Here is a 23,549-nt window from a genome sequence, read left to right as displayed (position 1 = left end):
AACTTTCGTTAGACCCTCAAATCGACGTGCAGAACTCAATAAAAAGAACATTTTTTTAAAAATTTAAGCTATTGAATTAAATAGAAAACAGCCCTCCCAAGCAACGTTAAAACGTTGATTTTGCAACTAAAATTTACTTGCAAGTAATTTTTGAGATTATTTTATTCAACAATACGTGGCATAGTAAAACAATCAAAACCAAATGAGATATCTACGATGAATAAGTTAGAAGTGATACTGGCATGCGTAAACATACCGATTTATATGGACGTTGAAGAGAACGACAATGGCGAGTACGAAGCGTGGTATTACGATGTAGCTGAAACCTTTAGCACCAAAGATCAACTAGATAAGATCGTTGATGAGGCAAAAACTTCTTTTGATAATATGCTCAATGATTTATTAGAAAAACACGGTCTTAGTGCTCACCCTAGCACCAATGACTCTTGGGATATAATGCAAAATTTAACCGATATTAGCGGTCAAGTATGTCAAATTTGCATTGGTACTGTTTCGCACTTTGGTGATATTCACCGCCTTACTGAAGAACTAAGAGAGCAAATCCAGAGTTCCCAATAAGACTTACTTTTATATAAATGGGCGATAACCCATATCGATCCCTTATTGTCAAATACCTGCTAATTGAAATAGAAAACATGACCCCATTAGAACACTACATAAACACTACGGTTTTTCCTCCTTATTTTCTAATTGAAGTCTGTGAAGAAGGCTACCAAGCATCATACTCTTATGATGTAAAATTTATCCAGACAATAGAGCAACTTGAAATGTTTCTTCAAGTTGCTGCTGATGCTTTTGCTGACCTGCTAAATGGGCTGTGTAAGGAGTATGACTTAACTGTAATTGAAGTATATGGCGGCAGTTGGAAAATTCTGGAAAATATAAGAGATAAAGAGACTCAACAACCACAGGTTTGTATTGCTAAAGTGTCCCATTTTGAAGAAATAGAAATGCTAGCCAATGATCTTCTGTTAGATTCATTTTTTCCTAATGATGACAACTACCTTGAAAAACACCGCTAGCTTTAAAAAGGGTAGTTAAGAAGGGTCTCCCTTCTTGCCAGTGGACAACGAAAAGCGAAGCCGTTGTCCTATCTGGAACCACTACTGAATATGTATGCTTACAGTCCAGTAGTTTGTACAAGTTAAGGCAAAAGCCTAAAATTTAAATAAACATCCAATATGCTAAAAAACTGGACTGTAATAACCCAACCCGTCCGCCTCGCTACTGATGGCGTCATGATGCGCGAACGTTACCTGTTAAACACCAAACACGCCAACCACTGGTGCACCGAGGACCTCGTATCACTCTTCGGCTGTGCCAATAACTCCAAGCGCATTGCTCTTGCAGGCGAACAATTCAGGCTTAATCAACAGTTAAATAACCGCCATGGAGGTCGTCCGTTATCAAGCTACGCTATGGAATATTGCCTTACGTTGCCAAAAGGCTACAGACCTAGTTATGAGCAATGGCAATCTATTGTCAAAGATTGCTGTTTAGCTCTCGCAAGGCTTTGCAAGCTCAACAAATTAGAGTTCGCACAATATCGCCAGCAAATCCGAGCTGTATTACACCAACAAAAGCAAGACGGAAAACGCGGCAGCGGTGATCACGTCCACTTAATTATTGGGAAGGTCGTTGGCAAGCGAGTTCTGAAGGAGCTTCAGCAGAAGAGAGCCACTAAATTAATCAAGCAAGCTTTCAATTCTGCTGTTTTAAAACATGTCGGGGTAGATCATCGAAGTTATGAACCAATTGAAGCTAAAAAAGGCAGGAGGCTCTCGACTTGGCAATATCAGTATGAGAAAGCCAATCAAGCTTTAGAGATAGAAAAACTTATCGCGAAAATGCAAAGTCAATTTGATAAATGGCTCAAAGCCAAGGAAGAGCATAACGACAGGCAACAACGACGCCAAGAAAACCGACTCATAAAAACCTATGAATCCCTCGCCTCTCACTCATTATCGAAGCAGCAACAAGAGCAATTAAGTAAAATAAAACAAATAATAAAATAGAACTTATGCCTTATTACAACGGAAAATGGCACCGATATTCTGAAGCTGAAAGGCAGCAAAAAAGACGACTGCACTAAACACTAAGCCAAAGACGCCAGTTCAACTCCCAAACAGGGAGCTGAACTGGCGTCATCGCTTTTAGTGATAATGAACCTCCCCATAAAGCATGTTCTTATGCCCTACCAATGCTCTAAGTTCCAAAAAACTACTAACTTTGTAAGGTTATATTACTAACACATTAAGTAACAATCACTTAATTGATAAATTAGCATATTAATTCAATTGGAAAGAAATAACATTTAATGAAAAAAATTCTACTCGCCAGCATCATTGCTAGTACCTTAATTGGATGTAACAGCTCTGATGATAAAAACGATGGTGGCACTCCTCCTGTCAATCACGACACCGTTGTCAAAACTCTAACTGCTTTAAGCGAAAATAACTTTTCAAATATCAATGATCAAGATTCTTTCCCTCATGACTATCTGGATCTGTCAAATGATGGCGATTATTATCATTGCACTATCAACCCATATCTATCCCATAGCCTATGTGCGGAAGAGCAAGACAATCTACCGACTCTAGGAGCGCTTTCTCGCTATGTCGCTGGCGATAACGATGGTGAGCTGATAAACGTTTATTTCAATGATCCAGATAACAACAATAAGCAACCACCTCAAGAGTTGCTTGAAGCTCTTGATATGATCGAATCGATTGTCGGACGCACTATGTTCAACCGTGGAACCAGTTCTGATAGCACAGTACAAAGAGTGGTGATTGAAGAAGAACATGATGATTCTAATTACGACGCATATCTGGTCTATGCAGATGCTTACAATGCGAATATAAATGGCGGCATCATTGTTTCTACTGGAACTTACGGCACAGATAAAGGCGAAGGATACAACTGTGGTAACTGGACAGCTACCCGACATGGTAATTCAGGGAAACACGTAATTAATGCTCAAAATGAATACCTCACTGACTCTGGGTTTAGCTGGATTCATCTTCCTGATGAAAGCTATAAGTGCATAGCACCAACGAACCTAATTGTTCATGAATTTGCACACGCTCTTGGGTTTACTCAATTCGGAGATGAAATAGGAAACGGTGACTCTCAACATTTCCCGGGATTTGGCATTGACGGGATGTGGGACGAGCGAGCAGAAGCTGTATTGCATGCCCTGTACAATATCCCTATAGGCACTTCTGCTGATCAGCTTGAAACTGAATATAATAAAATTAAAAAATAAAACAAATCTATACAAAAGGGCTGATAATCAGCCCTTTATTTTTACCTCCAGAGATACCTACTTAATGATTTTCGCCACCAGTTCAACTCTGATGAGGGAGCTGAACTGGCGTCCTTAATTTAGGATAATAGACTTCCATCTTGATACTGGCCTTATATGGTACTAAGATGAGGTACTAAAGGGTTAATCTCAAAAACCACAAACACCCTAACCTATTGAAGTCACTGTTTTTTAAGGCAGTTGAAGGCGACTCCCGCCAGCTCCACCAAACGTTTGGAAAAGGCCACCTTCGGGTGGCCTTTTTTGTATTTAATTACATGTACTTACTTATAAAACACCACCTATTCTGCCTCATGATGCTTCATACTATCCCACGTTTTTAGTACCCAACTATTTACCTTATACTCAAATCACCACTTAAATTGGGTACTAAGGGAAACTAAATGCCAAGGCGAGTTCCGCCTCTAACTGACGCTAAAGTTAAAAACACTCGAGCAACAGACAAAGAGCAAGTTCTTTCTGATGGGAATGGGTTACAGATCAGAGTATTGCCAAATGGAACTAAATCATGGCGGTACGTTTATACCAATCCAGCTTCAAGAAAGCGCGCTAGTATTTCCTTAGGAACCTATCCAACTACGACGCTCGCAACCGAAAGGATTCTAGTACAGGAACTCAGAGAGCTTGTAGCACAACGTATAGATCCCAAAGCTCACAAACTCCAAGAAAGAAAAAAGGAAGAAGCGAAAACTTTTGAGACAACCTTAGATACAGTCTCATAAGGTATAGTTTTTTATATATCCAGAGTCGCTCTATGAAACTTACCGCACTGCTTAAAAAGCACCTGAGCTAGGACTTTTTACCTCTAAATAAAACCAGGCAATAACAAGTTAAAAATAAAAACCATCATGCCACGCAAAAACAAGAACATAACACCACCAAACAAGCCAAAAACCAACTTAAAATTGACATTATATGCTTAATTAGTGATATTTTATGCCAATCTTAATTATAGCTAAAAACTGACAATGAGCACGACAACCACAACATCGGATACCATCCAAAATAAGACATGGAAAATGCCAGATACTCTGGTGCTAATTTTCTTTATCGCGTTGCTTGCGACTGCAATGACATATGTCATACCTGCAGGCATGTTTGAAACACAAGACATCAGCTATGTTTCTGATGGTGCAGAGAAAACTCGTACCGTTCTAGATCCAGCTTCATTTGCCTATCACACCGACCCCCAAGGCAACCCGATTTACAATACTGTCGGACTATTCGCCAGCGGTGGTGATATCGGCTTAATGAACTTCGTATTTGAAGGTTTAGTGTCTGGATCTAAGTGGGGTTCAGCAATCGGCGTTATCATGTTTATGCTTGTGATTGGCGGTGCTTTCGGCATTGTGATGCGCACAGGTACTATTGATAACGGTATCTTGCGTCTCATAGACAAAACCAAGGGCAGTCAATCGCTTTTCATTCCAGTATTATTTGCACTGTTCTCGCTCGGTGGGGCTGTATTTGGTATGGGTGAAGAAGCCGTCGCCTTTGCCATTATTATCGCGCCGCTAATGGTACGTATTGGCTATGATGGTATTACTACGGTAATGGTGACGTACGTAGCGACTCAGATTGGTTTTGCTGCTTCTTGGATGAACCCATTTTCTGTTGCTGTTGCCCAAGGCATTGCTGGTGTACCTGTCTTATCTGGGGCATCGGTGCGTATCGCTCTATGGGTTTTCTTCACCGCGCTCGGCATCGCTTTTACGATGTGGTATGCGAATTCGGTAAAGAAAGACCCTTCGAAATCTTACAGTAAAGCTGGTGATGTTTACTTCAAGAAGCAACAAGGAGACTTGACTCAATCACGTTGGAATATCGGCGATACGTTGGTGATTCTCACCGTGATAGCGAGCATGACCTGGGTTATTTGGGGTGTAGTGGTTCACGCATGGTACATTCCTGAAATTGCCTCTCAGTTTTTCACTATGGGATTTGTTGCTGGCTTAATCGGTGTTATTTTCCGATTAAATGATATGACCATCAACGACATGGCCGATTCATTTAAGGAAGGCGCAAGTGTGATGCTAGCGCCCGCTATTCTTGTGGGTAGTGCTAAAGGTATCTTGCTGATTTTAGGCGGCGGCAGCGATGCAACCGAGCCAAGCGTACTGAATTCAATCTTAAGCAGTGCGGGCGGTGTGATTAGTGCATTGCCAGAAGCGATGGCTGCTTGGCTGATGTTCGCCTTCCAAGCTATTTTCAACTTCTTTGTAACGTCAGGATCAGGGCAGGCAGCTCTAACGATGCCATTAATGGCGCCACTCGCCGATTTAGCAGGTGTGACTCGTCAAGTCGCGGTTTTAGCATTCCAGCTAGGTGATGGCTTTACCAATATCATCGTCCCAACATCAGCTTCTTTGATGGCAACACTAGGTGTATGCCGCATTGACTGGGGTGATTGGGCAAAATTCTGCTGGCGCTTTATCGTGCTGCTATTCTGCTTGTCGAGCGTTATTATTGTTGCGGCTCACCTGCTGGGTTTTGCATAACAGCGCCTTTCAATATTTACGTGTATCTCAATGGGCAGTTTACTGCCCATTTTTAATCACAGCTTTCAATAACAATCATCCAACACAGACTCAGAATAGATTGTGAACCAGAGACAAAGGAAACTAGTGTGAGAAAAACTACTTATACCAATGATGTTCTAAATGGACACCCTGTAATATCTCAACTCAATGTTGATGACTTACCGATGGGATGCCATCGTTTCTGGTTTGAGGCACAAACTAACGGTGTTGGTCAAAATCATCATTTACCTGTGGTCGTCTATCGCGGTGAGCAAAGTCAAAATGCTCGCAAAATAATGGTAACGGCAGGCGTTCATGGTGATGAATTAAATGGAGTTATTACCGCACAGAAGGTCATTCAAAAGCTCGTAAACGAGGAGATACACGGCACAGTCATCATTATTCCGATGATTAATGTGTCAGGTATGTTGATGCACAGCCGAGATTTTATTTCATCGGATCCGGATGCATCCCCAGCAAACCTTAACCGTATATTCCCTGGAAACCCGAACGGTGATGCCTCACAACGTTTTACACATTCAATTTGGCAGAACCTACTCAGCCATAATGCGGATCTTGCTATCGATCTGCATACCCAAACTCGCGGAGCAGAGTATCCTTTGTATGTCTTTGCCGATTATCGAATCCCCGCAGCAATCAAAATGGCTCGATTGATCAATCCTGACTGTATTTTTGATGATCCAGGTGATGATGGCGTTTTAGAAACGCAGCTCAATAAAAGTGGTACGCCCGCTATCACCGTCGAGGTTGGTTCTGGAAAGGTTTTACAACCCGACCTCATTGAGCGTTCAGTGAATGGCGTGATGAATATCCTGCACTCGGAAAATATCATCTCTACAAAGATAGATCAGCCTCACTATGCCTGCTTTGAAGGCAAAGAAACGGTGACCATTAGAGCCAATGTCGGTGGTTTCGCTCTCCCTCAAGTTAAGGTCAGTGAATCAGTACAATCAAAACAATTGATTTCAATTCAATATGATAGTTTTGGTTCTGAGAAACAACGTTATTACGCCCCTGCTGATGGCTATGTACTCAGTGTCAATCAAGATCCGATGCGTGAACCGGGCGCTTTGTTAGTCAGACTATTGAAGTAACACGTCACTTCATCAAATGGCTCTTTACTGATGGCATTTGAGTCGTTAACCCATATTGTGAAAAGGGGATAACTCGGCAGAGCTATCCCCTTATTATTACTTATAAATATTAATCACTTACTGTGATCGGTATGACTATGATTAGTATTACTGCTGAGAAAGCCCAGTACCACTGCGCCAACCATGACTGCACAAACAATGGCAAATAGACGTGTCATTTGTGCCGAGAGGGACGCAGATCCTGGGTGGCTGATGATCTGATAAGCCAAGGTCGTAAAATTAGTAAACAAGAGCTGATAAATCGTCAGATTCGCCTGCCGCCTGATAGCAAAACACGCAAGTTGCAAACCACACACCAAACTCACGCCATAAATAACCAAGATTGGAGCGCCTGACACCATCATGATCATCACAGGTAACGTAAACAGAATGCCAACGCCAGTGGTGACAAGCTTGTTTCGGCTGAATGTACGGTGGTCGTGATTCGATGGGCTTTTCAACATACTGCCAAGCGTAATCGCAATCAACATCGTTTGTGACACCGAATTTCCTACCAAAATCGCCAGCACAACCACAACCGCGGTCGCTTTAAATGCAACCATGATATAGTCACCAGTAGTGGGCGCATCGGAAACGGCCGCAGTCGGAAGGACATTCACTTCATCCCCCGGGAACAACCAGAACCCCAAGTAAGTGACGATCAAAGCTATCACCAGCTTTTCAAAGAACAATAGGGGCAATCCCGCCATTGGGAGATGCATCTGCTTGTTGACCACCACCATCACGATGACCACGATAATGGTCAGTGTCGCGATGATATCTTTTGTATTCTGATGGCTACGCTGATAACTCCAGAACAGCAATAGCCAGCAATAGAGGACAAAACCGGTTGGCGAGTCGACCAATACACTACCAAAAAACACCACACCAAAGCTGATTAAGATTAATGCAACAATCACCTTTAATATTAAATTAATCGGTGGTTTGGATGGCATCAATGTCATGAACATCACAACAAATATGGGCGACAAAACAGCGAGCATCTGCCCACTTTGTTGATGGTAGAACAATAGCGAAAGCGGCAGTAACACCAATCGAATAATGGAGTTAGCTGAGCTATGAAACATAAGTCCACACGCTTAGAATTCTCATCCAAAGCTGAGCAAGCCACTCACCTGGGGTACTTTGCTCTGTCATGACAGCCACTGTGGCTTGTGAACCAAAACGAATGTTGCTTGGAACCTCACCATGATCAAACACAATATTGACTGGGTAGCGCTGCGCGGCAATAGAATTGGTGTCTGAATTTAAAAAGCCAGTCTCTTGGTCAGTGCTATTGCTGCCACCCGTTCCCCAACCGATGCTATCAACCGTGCCGTATAGCACTCGCCCCGGTAACGCATCCAATACGATCTCAACTCTTTGCCCGACTTGTATATGCTCTAGCGAGTTTTCTCTGTATAACGCAGATATCCACACCTCTCGCGGATCAACAAAGGTCAAAACAGGTGAGCCTGCGGTTGCTCGCTGGCCTACCGTCAGTTGTAGGTTACTCACCACGCCATGAGAAGGAGCCATCACTTGGGTTTTCTGTAAGTTGAGCTGAGCCTGCTCAAGGGCTGCAATCGCCGCCAACACTTGTGGATTATCACTCCCTTCTGGCCCTAACGCTTGTTTTGCCTGAACCAAAGAGGCTTCTGCGGCTTTCAATGACGCTTCAGCACGATCACGGTTCTCTATGGCGTTGTCTAATTCAGAGCGGCTAACCAGCCCTTTACTGGCGAGTTCACTCACTCGACTCGCTTGCTCTCGAGAATTATCCCGAGCCGCAACCGCCTCGGTCACTTTCGCTTGTGCAACGTTAACCGCCGCTGTGCTTGCGCCAATATTTTGGCCTACTTGAGCAAGATTCGCTTCAGCGGAACGCAAACTGATCTGATAGTTTCGAGCATCAATTTCAAACAACACTTGGTTCGTTTCAACGACCTGATTATTTTCAGTTTGCACAGACGTGATATTGCCAGAAACTTCAGGAGCAATACGCACAATATAAGAGTGAACACGGGCGATCCCCGTCATTGGTGTGACGCGGTCGGCCCACAAACTGTAAAGCCACACTACTAAAATAACCGAAATAATAATTAAACTAAGCTTACGCGAAGATTTTTCTGCTTTTGACATGCTCTCTCTCTCGATCCGACAGCACGATTTACTCGCCTGCCGAATACGATGTTTTAAAAATTAAAGTGAATTCCACTTCATTGTAGTCTAGTCGATCTGTCTCTTGATTAAAAACAAACGATTACTTGAAATATTGTCACGGCAACAATCATCAATTAACAATCAACAAAAAGCCACACATCCCATTAATGAAATGTGTGGCTGTTTAGATCTGTTCTGCTACGAACTTAGATAAGTTTAGGGGTTACTCCATATCACCTAACAAGTAATCTTCATCGCTGCTCACTACTGCGCCGTGCTTCAAGAAGTTCTTACCTAGGATCATGCTGTATTCGAAGCGAGAACGGTCTTGAAGGTTTACCCTCACCTCTTTCTCTAGGTCTCCGAGCTTAACCTTCATTTCTACCACAGGGCGAATGTTCACCTTCTCGCCTTTCTTGGCTTTGATACGCATTACATCAATCACTGGCTTGGTGAAATCTTGCTTATCGCCTTGGTTGTTTTGATAGGTAAAGCTCACCATGTCTTGGCCATCTTTCTTAAATCGTTTGATGTTGACTGCGTTCATTGAGCTTACATCCGCACCAGTGTCGAGCTTGGCCGGGAACTTCATGCCGTTCACTTCTACTACTTCAATATGCCCAACTTTAAACAGTGGTTCGGCTTTCAGAAGGTAATCAGAACGCGTATTAACGTAAACGCCCTCTTTTGCCATCTTCTTGCCTAAAATAAAGTACGCTTCTTTCTCATTTGTATTGAGCACGTCGATGGCGAACTCTTGCGTACGCACTTTTCCAGACACCGCAAACTCACCACTTACAACAGGGCGAGTATCATCCCCGACTTTAAGCTTCTTAATAATTGGCTTGGTCACCTTCTGCTTCTCACCATTTACATCCGTAAGATAAAATTCAACGGAAGCATCTTTGCCTTTACCTGTCATTTCAAAACTGTCGACCTTCAGCAAAGGTGTATTGACAGTGAAAGAAGCCACAGCCTTAAGCGGGAAGTCATCTAGGGTGATGTCCTCTTCCGGCGAGATAATCATAGGCTCACCAGACTCAGCCACATCACTAAAGTTCTCTGAACCTTCTAATAAAATATTCTCAGCACTGGTGTCAATCATGAAGAGTTCGCTGGCGGTGTTGGTTCCAAGTCTCAACTGCGACTCACTACTCGAGCGCTCACGTAGGTACACCAGAACGTCTTTAGTCGTGTTTTCATCGAGTTGAACAGGCACATACACCAAAGGTCTCTTCTTACCGCTCACGCTTAACATACGAACCAACGGCAATGTCATCTCTTTTTGCTTGCCGTCGTTGTCGAACATATCAAACGTCACTTCACTGTTCTTCTTATCTATATCGATGTCTTTTGCATGAAGGATGCTGTAGCGATTTTTTAATGAGAAGGTCGCGTTCATCGCCATTCCAGAGATAGACACCACCTCTTTTCGGCCAACAACGGTCGCGTTCTCTTGCTCTTGTAAGTAGTCATAGCCCGCAAACACCAGTGCGTTATCTGCAAGGAAGGTTTTGCCGATCAATACTGGTGCAGAGAAGTGGCTTCTGTCAGTCAGGTTAACGTCTGTTTTTAGCTCTTGGTCTGCAATGGTAAGCGACATTTTTACGGTAGGACGAAGTAAAGGCGTGCTGCTAGTGCGGCTGCGTATCATGCTGACACGCTCTAAAGGCGCTTCGATTAATACCATGTCTCCCGTCCGCGGGTTTTGAACCTTAAAAGAGACCACAGCTTCATATTTCGCAAAGGTGCTGCCATCCCAATCATCGTAATCAACATCAGAATTGTTCAATAGGTCTTCGGTTAACGCCGCCATCAACTCTTTGTCTTTGAGGTTTTGGTAATCGGGATTAGAGCTCTTCACATGAATGTCTTCAGCATGCATAGAAGTGGTTTCTGCACCGGTATCAATTTTACCAATGAAAGGAACGTCTTTTAGCCCTTGAACGCTAGATAGGTACACGTTCTCAGTGCGACCTAATACCGACTTACCATCGAGTTCGTAAGTGGGATTTTGAGTGGTAGGTGAAGTGTCAGTAGCCAAAGTGTATTGTGAAAAAAGTAGAGTGCTTAAAAGAGTTAGAGCCAAAGGTATCTTTTTCATTAGTTGGTCCGTTGTGATCAGTTCACTAATAATACTGGCGTTTGCGCGAAGAGTTCCCCCACCAGCAATGGTTCTCACATAACGTTAACGCTATGAGTTTTTAAATGACAAACCGATGACTTTGCGCTGCATTCGCTTATCGATTATTGACTAATGGATACCCAATAACCTTTTCAATGCTCGGTGTTCTATTGAAGAAATGAATACAAAAAAGGCCAACGACGAGCGCTGACCTTAGCTATTCAAAACACACCTGAAGCGAGTTTAACTTGCTAAAACACAAACGGTTCTAGATAAACATAGCACTAAAAAGTCCCGACTGTTTTCTTTGCACAGATAGCTCGAGCTTTTTCTGCGTCCTCACCTTTATTTTTGAGATAGCACTGTCGATAAGATTCGACGTAGCGCTCAAATAACACCTTGGCTTCAGGTTGTGGTTTAGAGAGCAGTTGGTTAACGAACTTTCTTGATCCAACCTCAAAATGCTGAGTATCGATTGGGCTATTCCAATCCCCTCCCCAGATCATAAATCCGTGATGGGCAAACAGCTCCACCACATCTTCAGCCATGCCGCGGCGTTCAATTTCATCACGAGCACGAAAACGAGTACGGTTCACATAACGAGTCGCAGATTGTGAAGGCTTTACCGTGATTCTTCCGGTGCTATCAAACTCTAAGAAAGGGTTTTGAACTGGGTTGATGTCGATTGCCACACCATAGGCATGTTTCGACCAACCTCCTCCGCCTGTAATAGGACGAGCGTTAAAGGCGCTGCTGTTGTTCGCATCCATTGAGGCGCTATCATCACCTCTGAATTCACGCATTAGGCGAGCGGAATGAAGAGGAAAATTGCGCTGTTTGAGCTCTGAAAAGATTTGTTCAACAGCAGGCGCAATAACATCAAGCACGATCATATTGCCCTGTTGCGTTTCCCCTTTGAAACTAATGAAATCGAAATCCACTTTGGATAGTCGCTCACAACCAACGGGCGCACCACTACTCAAGACATTGTTCTTTTTCATCATGTCGCATTGCCATTGAGATATAGGAGCGACTTGGGCATAACTCACTGCACTGAGCACAGTGGCCAGACAGCCGACAATAAAACGTTTCATATCAAAAACTCAAAATAGTAAGAGTGAAAAGTAGCAGAAGTTGGAAAATAGCATATTAAGCCAAGTTGAGCGCACGCTTTGTTAGCGTGTTTTGTTCCAGTAAACAATCTCTCTAACTCGTCCGTTCTGATCCTTGTCAGCTTCTCCACCAACATCAGAAAGTTCAGGTAAGGTCGATAATTGCGGAGCGTAATAGGCAACTAACATAAGTACGAACGCATCGTAAATATCGTCTATCGCGGCGTCTTTACGTTTGGTATTTGAAATGGCCAACGACAAGCGGTCACACCATTGAGGGGATAGCTGCTGAATAATAGAAAGCCGTTCCTCTTTGCCTTCTTGCGTTCGTTTTGAAAACGTCAGCGGTTCGTCTTTCAATGCTGCAAACACCACTTCAGGATGTGATTCCCTGATAGAAAGATTGGGATGAGTTTCAATGAGCTCATCAAGCTCGCGAATCTTGGGCACAATTCCCCAAGTCTGTTTAGAAAACTTCTTATCAAGCTGCTCCACATTGGCACTGCACGCCGCAATGTAATCGGTTTGGTAAACCGCCTCACGACACGGAACCGGAAACACCGAAGAACCACGTTTGCTGGTTAGAAAACGCCTTGCTGCTTTGTCACACAAGCGATCTGGAGTTTGTGCATCACTAAAACCAATAGGCATATCGATAAGCGCCGTTGAACCGATAAGATCACTCGCTAGCTCATCGAGGGTGTTTACCACTTTAAACGCAGGTATCTCATTGTCAGAGACAATCCAAGCGATCCAACCCGACTTGCAGCCATCAATTCCGATGTATTTCATTATGTTCTCGATGATTAGTTTGTTGAGGGTTATTTGGGATAACTAGCCCACTTAATGATCAGTGCCACTCACTAATCAGCAGTCTGCTTTTTACACCACGTACCTGCAAGCCCATTGCATCGAACACCTCTTCAAAGTCTCGACACTGCGCAGGGATGTTAGGTAACGAAAGCGCGGCTTCTGAAAAGAATTGTTGTTCAAAATGAGCCGAATCGTTCCAAGCGAGTTGCCACCACTCTAGAATCCTCGACTTAGACGAGCGCAGCTTTTCAGCCGTAGGAACTTTATCACTTTTACTTAAGTTCTCTTTGCTTGTAGTAGGAAAGAGGTTCCACTTATCGTTGTTTGGCCAGTAAGCGAAAGGCAAACAGTGATCAACGTGATACTCATTTTTTAATGATTTTCCACTCCACACGCTGACAATGTCGGCACGATCAGATCTAAGTTGCTCGACACGTTTACGCACATCGCGAGTATCATGGTTTTGATCGATCCATACCAAGCAGTCGTGATAAGTCTGTAGTGAAATGCTTCGCTGTCGGTTCAACTCGAAACGCTGCATCTCCATGACCCATTGATTCACCACCAGTGGTTCAATCCAAGAGTGGTAGATTCTAAAGCACTCCCACAGGCTTTCATCGAGAGTGAAATAACCAAAACTTTCTAAGAACTCACTATCAATGACCAGTGATTCTCGGCTCTTCCGTCGTTTGTGAGGTGGGTATATATCGAATAGTCGGTTGTCTTTCGAGCCTTGATAAATGAAAGTCACAGGTCCTGATTTAATGGTGCTGATCGTTTGTGAAAATAGCTTTTGTAGAGCCTTGGCTTCATCGCCGAGAAACATAGCGCCTATCGCTAGATCATCAGCACTTAAGTGTTTGAGTTTATTCCACCCATCCTCTTTTACAAACCCAAGTCCCTTCGTTGTGTTGCTATTTTGCTGAATCCCTGCGCCTTCTATGTCGATATCAATCAGTCGCTTAAACTGCCTAACCCAATACAGAGCAACCAAGCCCACTGGTAGAGAAATTTTTCCATCAGTTCGATCTATCACAGCGCCTGAATGCGCATCAGCAATTCGCAGTAATGTTCTCAACAAAGCCAACTTGTATGTGGCCGACTTGTTGTCATTCACAATAATGTGGCGCACCTTGTTCAAATCACCGGAGCCATCGTCTGGCAATGTCATCACCACGGTTTGCCACCACACTTCACTGCGGTTCAATGTGTCTTGGCTATCATCGACATGACGAACCAACAAGGCGCTGTTTTTTGACAAACGCTCGAGCTCTTCAACCGAGACTTCATAGCCTTGTCGACTGTCTATAAATTCCCCATGACGCAGAGTGATCACCAGCTTGCCATTTGGAGCTAGCAAGTTAGACAACTTTCTAAATGCTCGTTCTCGATGAGACGGGGCTAAGTGCATCCAAACCGCACTCACCAATATCAGGTCAAAACGCATTCCGAGGTTTTCAGTGCGGCTAAGCGAAGGCAGTGAATCATCAATCCAGGTAACACTTGGGCCTGTATATTTCGAGCCTTGTTCGCGTAATGAAGCACTTGGTTCTATCGCAATAACATCAGCTCCGGCTTTGTGCATCCATAGCACATCACGACCGCTCCCAGCACCGACATCTAATACTTTATCGCCCTCTAAAGGCCAATAAGCTTGCCAGCTTTTATGCACCGTCTCGAACGTCACTGAGTTGTACTGCTGGCAAAGTGTGTGAGCATTTTTATCGTAAAAAGGAATCGATGAGGACATATGCGCTATTGGAGTAAGGAGTCTATCTCAATAGTAATGGGGAGCTTAGGCGATTGCTAGCAGCTCATGCAAGTTCAGCCACACCGAGCAATATTTATCGTTAGTGACTGTTTTATATCAATATCCACCTAATGAGTGCATCAGGCGAATCAGTCTCGTCAGCAAAACAAAAACAAACAAGGTGCAAGCTGACGTGCGAACAGAGATAATTGTTTGAAGATGATTAACTCGCCTCAAGCACCAAACCGATAGAAAACTAATGAACACATACTCGCACATAGATACCCCATTCAATCTGCGCCACACCTGTTGGTTTTGTGGTGAGCCTTCCAGTAACCTTGTTGAATTTCCTAAGACAGCGCAGGCAGTTGCCAAGATTGGCCATTCACCGATAGCACTGCCGGCTTGTAATGAGTGTGCGAGAATTAACTATTCAAAGAATCTGACCTCAATTTGGTCTGTGCGCGATCAGATAAAACACACTCTGATAGACAAGTACGCTAAGCACCTTGGCATCGGTGAGAACTGGACGGAGCAAGAGCTTATTGATTCTGATTTCTCGGGTTCGACGCTCGGTGGGTTTGGGCGCAGCGCTTGGAAGATGTATCAAATCGCCAAACAACGCGTCGATTATAAAGGCTGGCCTTTGTCGGTTGATGACATCCCACTTGAGGTATACGACGAAACCAGTGGCTTTGAGTTTGACGGTACTCGTTATGCCTCAATCAATTCATGTATCGACTATTTCACCAAGGCAGCAGGCGTAGACAAAGAGCTGTTGTCGCAGCTTGTCGACATCGTTTCATCAGAAAGGTTTAGCTACGCACTGCGAATCACCAAGCTGAACAAGAATGTCTCTAATACCAAGCGCTCGGAGATCGTCGAAGAGGTACTACAACAAGAGTCTGAACAAGAAGAGATACTGCTTGAGCAAGCTAATTCAATGTTTAACCCAAACGTCGAAGAGGTGAATATTTCAGGCTCAATAGCGCCTGTATTTGCCATTCAGTGGGCGCTGGCTAACAAGGTTAAAGATTTAGCCCACCTTTGTGCTCTCGAAGATGAGTATTTTGACTATTTCGAGCACCTCGGCGGCCCTGCAGCTTTCATGTCCTATAACGGCCTACAACTCTATTTAGAGTCGCGTCAAGATCCTGAATGGGTAGAAGAGTTGGATCCAAATAAACAGTATTGGTGAACATGCCTCGCTACTGGTGAACACGTGTAAGCTCGATAATCGTGTCAAACACCCATTGTTAGTCCTTGTTTTATATAAAGATCTAAAAACAGAACCCTATAACAGTTAATTGTTGCAATTCGGTTAAATAGAGTGAAAACTTCAAGCATCTAAAACTATTTAATCACTGCCATCTGCGGTGAGTAAGGAGTGAATTGTGCTTGCTGTTCTTCGTATTATTTTGGCTACGGTGTTTATTATTTTCACCACTCTATGTGCTTTTGTTTACTGCTTGTTTAGCCCCAAGAACCCCAAGCATGTGTACGTTTTCTGTCGTTGGTTCAACCAACTCCAAAAGATCATAGGTGTAAAACTGGTGCAACGCGGCCTAGACAATGCCCCGACACCAGAAAACAGCGTCTACATCTCTAACCACCAAAGCATATTGGATTTTGTGACCGATCCAGGAATGCTAAGACCACGCACCGTTTCATTGGGCAAGCGCGATTTGTTGTACGTGCCTTTCTTTGGCCTGCTGTATTGGATCACCGGTAACATCATGATTAACCGCGAAGATAAATCCAAAGCACGCGATACCATCAAGCAAGTGGCGGAAGCGATTCATCAGAGAGATCTGTCTGTTTGGGTTTACCCGGAAGGAACCCGTAGTAAAGGGCGTGGACTATTGCCATTCAAAACGGGCGCTTTCCGAATGGCAATCGAAGCTGGTGTGCCTATCACCCCGATGTGTACCAGCACCACGCACAATAAGATCGACTTGAATCGAGCCAATAATGGCATTGTGATCACCGAGATGCTGGAACCTATCGATGTATCCGGATACAAGCTTAGCGACGCAAGAGAGCTGGCCAATCGCTGTCACGCACTCATGGCAGAGAAAATAGCAGAGCTTGATGCCGAAGTGGCTCGTTTAGAGGCGCAGCAAAAACCAGAGTTGGATTCAGACCGTTCTTCTACGAACTAACTCGCAACGAAACCACTGAGTCATCGCTCAGTTACTTAAAAAGACACTCAACGATCGCAACTCTCATTGTTCTTGTTTTACTTGCTGGCGCTTATCCGCAAAATAAAAACAGGCGTTAACGGCTTTATAGAGCAATGGGAGCAAACGATGGAAGTGATTCACCATGGTGGCAAACATACTGTCACAGGATCTTGTCACGAGCTAAGAGATTCAGGCCAAGCGGTGCTCATCGATTGTGGCCTTTTTCAAGGTTTAGATCTTCAAGGTAAAAAGCTTCAAGGTGCGGACACTCGCCCTCTTGATATTGAATTTGAAACATCCCACCTCAACGCTCTGCTGCTGACCCATACTCACATTGATCATATTGGCCGATTACCTTGGTTACTCGCCAGTGGGTTTAACCAACCGATTTATTGCACGCAAGCCACCGCTGAACTTGCCCCTTTAATGATTGAGGATGGCTTAAAGCTGCAAGGACTCAGCAATAAACAGTCGAAGCTGATACTCAAAAAGATTCATTCGTTAATTGCTCCCAAGCCTTACGGGGAATGGTTTCCAATCACGTCTAAACAGCAAAACAACGGAAAGGTTCATGATAGGCCAAATACTCTGTATGCTCGCTTTCAACCTGCGGGGCACATCTTAGGTTCTGCCTATATCGAGATTAAGTTACCCAACCAAGAGGTGGTAGTCTTCTCTGGCGATTTAGGCCCAAGTAACACACCACTACTGCCCGATCCTAAGCCACCACGACAAGCCGACTATCTGTTTATCGAATCCACTTATGGCACCAGTACACATGATGATATTGCTACGCGAGCTGAGCGTCTCAAAGCAATCATTGATCGTTCACTGCTCGACGGTGGCGTTATTCTAATTCCGGCCTTCAGTATCGGCAGAACTCAGGAACTGCTGTTTGATATCGAGCACCTGATCTTTGAGCATCAACTCAGTAGCGATATTCCTATTATTCTCGATTCTCCGATGGCTCAGAAAGTGACACGTTCATACCGACGCTTTAAAGAGTTGTGGGGACAAGAAGCAAAGCAGCGTCTTGAACTGGAACGCCACCCACTCGCTTTTGAGCAGTGCATTACCGTCGATGGACATAGAATGCACAAGAAAATCGTGAATCGCCTCAAGTCGACAGGTGAACCCGCGATTGTGGTCGCAGCTTCTGGGATGTGTCAGGGTGGTAGGATAATGAACTACTTATCTGCCTTGCTTCCCGATAAACGAACCGATGTGATTTTAGCAGGCTATCAAGCTCACGGAACGCTCGGGCGAGAGCTACAACAAGGAGAAAAACAGGTTTTTATTGATAACAAAGACGTTGAGGTTAATGCTCAAATTCATGGCATGTCTGGCTACTCTGCTCATGCTGATAAAGATGATCTCAATCGATTTATAGAAGAAATAACCGTGCCACCCAAAGAGGTACATTTGATTCACGGAGATCCAAACACTCAGTCTGAGTTCGCTCAAGCTTTGGTTGGAAAAGGATTTAAAGTCGTTTAAAACAGGCGATTGATTCACGATTTCTGATTGCGGTAATCCTTACGGAAAGTTCTAAAAATCACTACTGACATTTTAAATAATACCTCCCCTTAAACCTGCCTAATTTCACTATATCGGTGATATATTCTTGCGTCTTTACCGTCGTAATGTGTTAACAATCATTAGTACTGAACAACGTTTCCTCTCATTTTTCTTCTATTTTCCCTTCTGACACATATTGTAAGTTTCGAAAATTTGTATTAATCACTATTTATTCACTTTACAAACCGACACTAAAAACAACTAATTGCATATCAATTTTAATGGAACGATTATCAAATTAGCACTAAGCGTTAACAAACACCCCCTGTAACATGCTTTATGTCACAGTAATCCTAATAGGCAGTTAAATAATTTAACACTCGGGTTACAAGTGAAGTATTGTGTTGTTCGAAAAACAATCATAAGCAAAACTAACAGGGAAAATACTCATGCAGTCATTCGTTGATTTTTTGAATGGAATAATCTGGAGTCCAGTACTTATCTACCTATGTTTAGGTGCAGGTTTGTTCTACTCCATCATGACTCGATTTGTTCAAATCCGTCACTTCTTTGAAATGTGGCGCTTGCTACTATCGGGTAAAAGCTCATCAAAAGGCATCTCGTCTTTCCAAGCTCTAGCCGTTTCGCTATCTGGCCGTGTAGGTACAGGTAACATTGCTGGTGTTGCTGCCGCTATCGGTTTCGGTGGCCCAGGTGCAGTATTCTGGATGTGGGTTGTAGCCTTCTTTGGCGCCGCGACTGCTTATGCAGAATCTACGCTAGCGCAAATCTACAAAGAAGAAGACGAAGGCCAGTTCCGTGGTGGTCCGGCTTACTACATTGAAAAAGCAATGGGTCAGAAGTGGTACGCATGGATCTTCGCAATCGCGACTATTTTTGCATGTGGTATTTTGCTTCCAGGTGTTCAGTCAAACAGTATTGGTAATGCTGTAGAAGCTGCATTTGGCTCAGGTGATATGATTGAAACAGCTGTCGGTACATTCAGTTTCGCTAAAATTTTCACCGGTACTGTTGTTGCTATCATCCTTGCTTTCATCATCTTTGGTGGTGTTAAACGTATTGCGAACTTCACACAAATCGTTGTTCCTTTCATGGCATTGGCGTACATCATCATCGCGTTCGTTATCATTCTGCTAAACATCAGCCAAGTGCCAACTGTTTTCGCAATGATTGTTGGTGATGCATTCACACCTATGGCTGGCTTCGGTGCTGCAATTGGTTGGGGTGTTAAGCGTGGTGTTTACTCAAACGAAGCGGGTCAAGGTACTGGTCCTCACGCGGCAGCGGCTGCAAGTGTTGATCACCCAGCTCAGCAAGGTTTGGTACAAGCTTTCTCTATCTACATCGATACTCTTCTAGTATGTTCTGCTACAGCGTTCATGATCATCATCACTGGTGCTTACAACGTTCACGGCGGCGCTGAGGGTGTGTTCCTTGTTCAGAACCTAGCAGCAAACATCGGTGCGAATGGTCCTGTATTTACACAGCTTGCTATTGAAAGTGCACTACCAGGCATTGGTAAGCCATTCATCGCATTTGCTCTGTTCTTCTTCGCATTTACAACGATTCTTGCTTACTACTACATCGCAGAAACGAATATTGCTTACCTACGTCGTACCATCAAGATCCCTGGCATGATGTTCGTACTTAAGCTTGTTCTTATCACTGCAGTTTTCTATGGCACAGTTAAAACAGCGAACCTTGCATGGGCAATGGGTGATGTTGGTGTTGGCTTGATGGCATGGTTAAACATCGTGGGTATTCTGATCATCTTCTTCATGTCTAAGCCTGCGCTTAAAGCTCTAGCTGACTACGAAGAACAACAGAAACAAGGTGTGACTGAGTACACATTCAACCCTGTAAAACTAGGCATTAAAGGTGCTACTTACTGGGAAGAGAAGTACAAGCGTAAAACAGGCAAGTCTCCTGAAGCAGAAGCTGCAGACACTAAACCTGTAGAGCAGCCTTCAGCTTAAGCTTTCCTTAGCAAATAGATCGCTTTAACAAATAGCGCTATTAATAACGCATAAAAAAGGGGTTAGCCATTTCGGCTAACCCCTTTTGTTTTATTCATAACCAATAAATGGCTTATAACAAACTAACTGTTCCCGAGTTAGAGTATTAAGCAGCGATTTCTTGTGTTGCCATTTGAGGTGCTTTCTTCTCACCGATAGGCAGTACTGTGCGGCCGTATTCGTTGTTGATTACTTGTGCCATTGCAAAGTAAATAGCTGAAGCGCCACAGAAGATACCTTCAAAACCAGCGATAGTGCCGATTAGTTCGCTGCCAGTGAAATCACGAGCTGCAAGTAGGAAGAACAAGATAGTTAGTGAACCGAATACTACTTGCTTCGCCACTGGGTAGCATAGAGAACCGATGAACATGAAGCCTGTGAAGATGCCCCATAGTAGTAGGTACCAACCCATGAATGCTGCAGGGCTTGCAGGTAGACCCATGTAAGGCATCACGATTAAACCAACCAAAGACAACCAGAATAGGCCGTAAGAAGTAAACGCAGTTGTACCGAACGTGTCACCACGTTTGAAACACATCGTGCCCACGATAACTTGGCTCAAACCACCGTAAAAAATACCCATAGCAAGAATCATTGAATCGATTGGAAAGAAACCTGCGTTGTGGATATTAAGAAGAATAGTGGTCATACCGAAACCCATTAAGCCTAGTGGCGCTGGGTTAGCTAGTTTGGTCGACATTGCGAATTTACCTTATTAAAGTGGTTGATTAAAAAAAAACGATAAAAGTTATCAGAAAATTTTAATCTATAAACCGTACAACTAGGTAATCCAGTTATCGAAAACTAAGATTGTGTAAATGATCTTATGGAAAATTAGTTTCATAACAACGCTAATTAATTCATAGAACCTATAAATGAACAAATTCCCTGTCGCGCTATGAAAAAGATGCGAGTAACGAGATGCGAGATGCGAAAAAAGTCTTTAGATTCGAGTAAGCGGCCCCTTAATAGCAAACGTAGGCAACATAGGGCGAGCTCTTCGCTACTCGTTTACTCGTATCCCGTATCGATTCATTAACTCTCGCCCCTCTTTTGTAATCTTAAATTACGCTTGTTGAGCTTTAGAATCAGACACTTGAGATTGAACTTCTGAAGAAGCGTTTTTACTCGCATCGCGTTTAGCTAACAGAGTCACAAGGATAAGTTGAGCAACAAGAGCGCCCAGCACAACCAATGCACTTCCAGTAAAGCCAGCCACTACAAAACTAACCAAAGCGATAGAGCCGTTCATCAACGCATAAGGAAGCTGAGTCTTAAAGTGTTCAAATTGATCACACCCTGCACCTGTTGAGGAAAGAATGGTTGTTTCAGAGATCGGCGAGCAGTGATCACCAAATAACCCTCCCGATAACACAGCACCGATCGCGACTAATAAAGGCGCATCGATCGCAATAGCGGTTGGAATGACCAATGGCATCATTATCGCGAAGGTTCCCCACGACGATCCCGTTGCGAATGAAATGATAGCCGATAATAAAAACGCGACCGCAGGTACTAACCAATATGGAAAGCCGCTCTGTGCTTGCTCAGCAATATAAGCTGCCGCACCCAACTCCTTACCAACGGTGCTTAATGCCCAAGCCAATACCAAGATGATCGCGACTGGCATCATGTTTCCCATGCCTTTTAAGTACACAGAAACACCATCAGACAACTTTCTTACACCGTAGTAAGCCATTAACGAAATTAATGTAATCGCCGCAAAGAAATAAGCCGATGATAACGCCGCTCTAAATGATGAACCTGCGACCTTTTGGAACGGGAAACCTTGTGGTACCAGCATAGCACACAACACCACCAGCATCACTAACAATGGTGCCCAGACAAAAGATGCCTTTGCATTTTTATGCGAGAACGGATTTAGTGATTCGTTATTCACGCCAGAGTTAATTCCCGCCTGGCAATCACGCTCAGCTTTTGCCATTGGCCCAAAATCTAAACCTTTAACGGACACGAGCGGAACGATGAAAATCGCGAGGAATGCGTAGAACTGAAAAGGAATCGAACCGATGAACGCATCCCAATCAGACATATTGACATTCAACGCCGTAAACTCTTTCTGAATCAGGCTCATGATATACACGCCCCACCCGATAAAAGGGATAAGGATCGCGACGGGTGATGATGTAGAGTCGATGATGAATGCCAACTTCTGTCTAGAAAGTTTCAGTTTATCGAAAAGAGGACGAAAAACAGGGCCAACAATTAAAGGGGTGCCTAAGTCTGAGAAAAATATAACGATTCCACCCAACCATGCTGACAATTGAGCTTGGCATTTATTGCTTACCCACTGAGTCACTCGCTTTGCAAACGCGACGCCACCACCGGACTTTTCCATCAATGCTACAAAGCCACCGATGAATACCAACAGCATGATCACACCAGCGTTATAGCTGTCGGTAAGTTGAGGGACTAGGTAACCTTTCACCATGGTACCAAACGTATCAAGCGGGTTAAGTTCGCTAAACATGCCAGTCAGCATTGCAACACCACTCAGCACACCAGCAAAAAGGCCTATCACCACATTCCTTGTCGCCAATGACAACACCAAAGTAATCACAATGGGGATGAGTGACGTGATATCTGTCTGTTCCATAGGTACACCTTAACCCTAAAATAAAAGAATAAATATAAATTAAATTTGAATATTAATTCACAAACATCATTTGTACAGAACTTTATCCTCTAACTGGATAATTAGTCTTTAAATGCGCTTCAACATAGCCAAATAGACCAATCACCCTGCTTAAATAGCCAAGTTCGAAACGGAAAAAAGCCGAAAGTAGAAATGAACTGACCCCCAATA

The 23,549-nt window shown here is 43.7% G+C and carries 19 protein-coding genes; 11 read left to right on the top strand and 8 right to left on the bottom strand.

What is annotated here, in order from left to right:
• Positions 1-216 precede the first annotated feature (216 nt).
• The 7 genes from AB4384_RS02030 (at position 217) to AB4384_RS02000 (ending at position 6,983) form a co-directional block, all read left to right on the top strand.
• Positions 217-579, top strand: coding sequence for a hypothetical protein (locus tag AB4384_RS02030; protein ID WP_372128784.1), 363 nt, complete (start codon positions 217-219; stop codon positions 577-579).
• Between the two features lie 77 nt (positions 580-656).
• The gene (locus AB4384_RS02025) at positions 657-1,043 is read left to right on the top strand and encodes a hypothetical protein (RefSeq protein WP_136982748.1); all 387 of its coding nucleotides are present in this window, start codon (positions 657-659) and stop codon (positions 1,041-1,043) included.
• Between the two features lie 159 nt (positions 1,044-1,202).
• Positions 1,203-2,036, top strand: coding sequence for a hypothetical protein (locus AB4384_RS02020; protein WP_372128782.1), 834 nt, complete (start codon positions 1,203-1,205; stop codon positions 2,034-2,036).
• Positions 2,037-2,338: 302 nt separating this feature from the next.
• The gene (locus AB4384_RS02015; protein ID WP_372128781.1) at positions 2,339-3,289 is read left to right on the top strand and encodes a hypothetical protein; all 951 of its coding nucleotides are present in this window, start codon (positions 2,339-2,341) and stop codon (positions 3,287-3,289) included.
• A gap of 443 nt (positions 3,290-3,732) precedes the next feature.
• Positions 3,733-4,071 carry an Arm DNA-binding domain-containing protein gene (locus tag AB4384_RS02010; RefSeq protein WP_137001232.1) on the top strand — a complete coding sequence of 113 codons (339 nt, stop codon included), beginning with the start codon at positions 3,733-3,735 and terminating at the stop codon, positions 4,069-4,071.
• Between the two features lie 297 nt (positions 4,072-4,368).
• Complete coding sequence (yfcC, locus tag AB4384_RS02005; RefSeq protein WP_017059744.1) at positions 4,369-5,847, top strand: putative basic amino acid antiporter YfcC; 1,479 nt, start codon at positions 4,369-4,371, stop codon at positions 5,845-5,847.
• A gap of 128 nt (positions 5,848-5,975) precedes the next feature.
• Positions 5,976-6,983, top strand: coding sequence for a succinylglutamate desuccinylase/aspartoacylase family protein (locus AB4384_RS02000; RefSeq protein WP_017059743.1), 1,008 nt, complete (start codon positions 5,976-5,978; stop codon positions 6,981-6,983).
• Between the two features lie 113 nt (positions 6,984-7,096).
• Here the strand turns inward: AB4384_RS02000 and AB4384_RS01995 are convergent, their stop codons facing one another.
• The 6 genes from AB4384_RS01995 to AB4384_RS01970 all read right to left on the bottom strand — a co-directional run bounded on the left by AB4384_RS01995 (position 7,097) and on the right by AB4384_RS01970 (position 14,985).
• Positions 7,097-8,110, bottom strand: coding sequence for a DUF2955 domain-containing protein (locus tag AB4384_RS01995; protein ID WP_017059742.1), 1,014 nt, complete (start codon positions 8,108-8,110; stop codon positions 7,097-7,099).
• Positions 8,100-9,164 (bottom strand): HlyD family secretion protein, encoded by a 1,065-nt coding sequence (locus AB4384_RS01990; protein WP_017059741.1) that lies wholly within the window; start codon positions 9,162-9,164, stop codon positions 8,100-8,102. The genes AB4384_RS01995 and AB4384_RS01990 overlap by 11 nt, the downstream gene beginning before the upstream one ends.
• Positions 9,165-9,408: 244 nt before the next feature.
• Complete coding sequence (locus tag AB4384_RS01985) at positions 9,409-11,289, bottom strand: ATP-dependent zinc protease (RefSeq protein WP_372128779.1); 1,881 nt, start codon at positions 11,287-11,289, stop codon at positions 9,409-9,411.
• A gap of 305 nt (positions 11,290-11,594) precedes the next feature.
• Complete coding sequence (locus AB4384_RS01980; protein ID WP_372128778.1) at positions 11,595-12,404, bottom strand: M15 family metallopeptidase; 810 nt, start codon at positions 12,402-12,404, stop codon at positions 11,595-11,597.
• A gap of 81 nt (positions 12,405-12,485) precedes the next feature.
• Positions 12,486-13,214 carry a DUF429 domain-containing protein gene (locus AB4384_RS01975; protein ID WP_017062812.1) on the bottom strand — a complete coding sequence of 243 codons (729 nt, stop codon included), beginning with the start codon at positions 13,212-13,214 and terminating at the stop codon, positions 12,486-12,488.
• Between the two features lie 58 nt (positions 13,215-13,272).
• Positions 13,273-14,985: a class I SAM-dependent methyltransferase gene (locus tag AB4384_RS01970; protein WP_372128776.1), complete on the bottom strand. Its 1,713-nt coding sequence runs from the start codon at positions 14,983-14,985 to the stop codon at positions 13,273-13,275.
• A gap of 259 nt (positions 14,986-15,244) precedes the next feature.
• Between AB4384_RS01970 and AB4384_RS01965 the strand changes: the two genes are divergently transcribed.
• From AB4384_RS01965 to AB4384_RS01950, 4 genes are all read left to right on the top strand, one after another.
• A complete protein-coding gene (locus AB4384_RS01965) occupies positions 15,245-16,183 on the top strand; it encodes a hypothetical protein (RefSeq protein WP_136974081.1) in 939 nt (312 codons plus the stop codon).
• 196 nt (positions 16,184-16,379) lie between these two features.
• Positions 16,380-17,147: a 1-acylglycerol-3-phosphate O-acyltransferase gene (locus AB4384_RS01960; RefSeq protein ID WP_017065917.1), complete on the top strand. Its 768-nt coding sequence runs from the start codon at positions 16,380-16,382 to the stop codon at positions 17,145-17,147.
• Positions 17,148-17,294: 147 nt separating this feature from the next.
• Positions 17,295-18,665, top strand: coding sequence for an MBL fold metallo-hydrolase (locus AB4384_RS01955; RefSeq protein ID WP_372128775.1), 1,371 nt, complete (start codon positions 17,295-17,297; stop codon positions 18,663-18,665).
• Positions 18,666-19,135: 470 nt separating this feature from the next.
• The gene (locus AB4384_RS01950; protein ID WP_017069529.1) at positions 19,136-20,683 is read left to right on the top strand and encodes a sodium:alanine symporter family protein; all 1,548 of its coding nucleotides are present in this window, start codon (positions 19,136-19,138) and stop codon (positions 20,681-20,683) included.
• Between the two features lie 145 nt (positions 20,684-20,828).
• Here AB4384_RS01950 and AB4384_RS01945 read toward each other — a convergent pair whose 3' ends face one another.
• Positions 20,829-21,422: an acetate uptake transporter gene (locus AB4384_RS01945; RefSeq protein ID WP_010440610.1), complete on the bottom strand. Its 594-nt coding sequence runs from the start codon at positions 21,420-21,422 to the stop codon at positions 20,829-20,831.
• Positions 21,423-21,788: 366 nt separating this feature from the next.
• Positions 21,789-23,339: a Na+/H+ antiporter NhaC family protein gene (locus AB4384_RS01940; protein WP_372128773.1), complete on the bottom strand. Its 1,551-nt coding sequence runs from the start codon at positions 23,337-23,339 to the stop codon at positions 21,789-21,791.
• Positions 23,340-23,549: the final 210 nt, after the last annotated feature.

It is taken from the genome of Vibrio sp. 10N.261.51.A4 (assembly GCF_041471945.1).
GTDB classification, from domain to species: Bacteria; Pseudomonadota; Gammaproteobacteria; order Enterobacterales; family Vibrionaceae; genus Vibrio; species Vibrio crassostreae_C.
Note: the sequence above shows the minus strand (reverse complement) of the source record. Positions and strands in the feature narration are given on the sequence as shown.

Coding starts and splice junctions, on each gene's coding strand:
- AB4384_RS02030 (WP_372128784.1), top strand. CDS start 217: ATGAATAAGTTAGAAGTGATACTGGCATGCGTAAACATACCGATTTAT.
- AB4384_RS02025 (WP_136982748.1), top strand. CDS start 657: ATGACCCCATTAGAACACTACATAAACACTACGGTTTTTCCTCCTTAT.
- AB4384_RS02020 (WP_372128782.1), top strand. CDS start 1,203: ATGCTAAAAAACTGGACTGTAATAACCCAACCCGTCCGCCTCGCTACT.
- AB4384_RS02015 (WP_372128781.1), top strand. CDS start 2,339: ATGAAAAAAATTCTACTCGCCAGCATCATTGCTAGTACCTTAATTGGA.
- AB4384_RS02010 (WP_137001232.1), top strand. CDS start 3,733: ATGCCAAGGCGAGTTCCGCCTCTAACTGACGCTAAAGTTAAAAACACT.
- yfcC (WP_017059744.1), top strand. CDS start 4,369: ATGCCAGATACTCTGGTGCTAATTTTCTTTATCGCGTTGCTTGCGACT.
- AB4384_RS01995 (WP_017059742.1), bottom strand. CDS start 8,110: ATGTTTCATAGCTCAGCTAACTCCATTATTCGATTGGTGTTACTGCCG.
- AB4384_RS01990 (WP_017059741.1), bottom strand. CDS start 9,164: ATGTCAAAAGCAGAAAAATCTTCGCGTAAGCTTAGTTTAATTATTATT.
- AB4384_RS01985 (WP_372128779.1), bottom strand. CDS start 11,289: ATGAAAAAGATACCTTTGGCTCTAACTCTTTTAAGCACTCTACTTTTT.
- AB4384_RS01980 (WP_372128778.1), bottom strand. CDS start 12,404: ATGAAACGTTTTATTGTCGGCTGTCTGGCCACTGTGCTCAGTGCAGTG.
- AB4384_RS01975 (WP_017062812.1), bottom strand. CDS start 13,214: ATGAAATACATCGGAATTGATGGCTGCAAGTCGGGTTGGATCGCTTGG.
- AB4384_RS01970 (WP_372128776.1), bottom strand. CDS start 14,985: ATGTCCTCATCGATTCCTTTTTACGATAAAAATGCTCACACACTTTGC.
- AB4384_RS01965 (WP_136974081.1), top strand. CDS start 15,245: ATGAACACATACTCGCACATAGATACCCCATTCAATCTGCGCCACACC.
- AB4384_RS01955 (WP_372128775.1), top strand. CDS start 17,295: ATGGAAGTGATTCACCATGGTGGCAAACATACTGTCACAGGATCTTGT.
- AB4384_RS01950 (WP_017069529.1), top strand. CDS start 19,136: ATGCAGTCATTCGTTGATTTTTTGAATGGAATAATCTGGAGTCCAGTA.
- AB4384_RS01945 (WP_010440610.1), bottom strand. CDS start 21,422: ATGTCGACCAAACTAGCTAACCCAGCGCCACTAGGCTTAATGGGTTTC.
- AB4384_RS01940 (WP_372128773.1), bottom strand. CDS start 23,339: ATGGAACAGACAGATATCACGTCACTCATCCCCATTGTGATTACTTTG.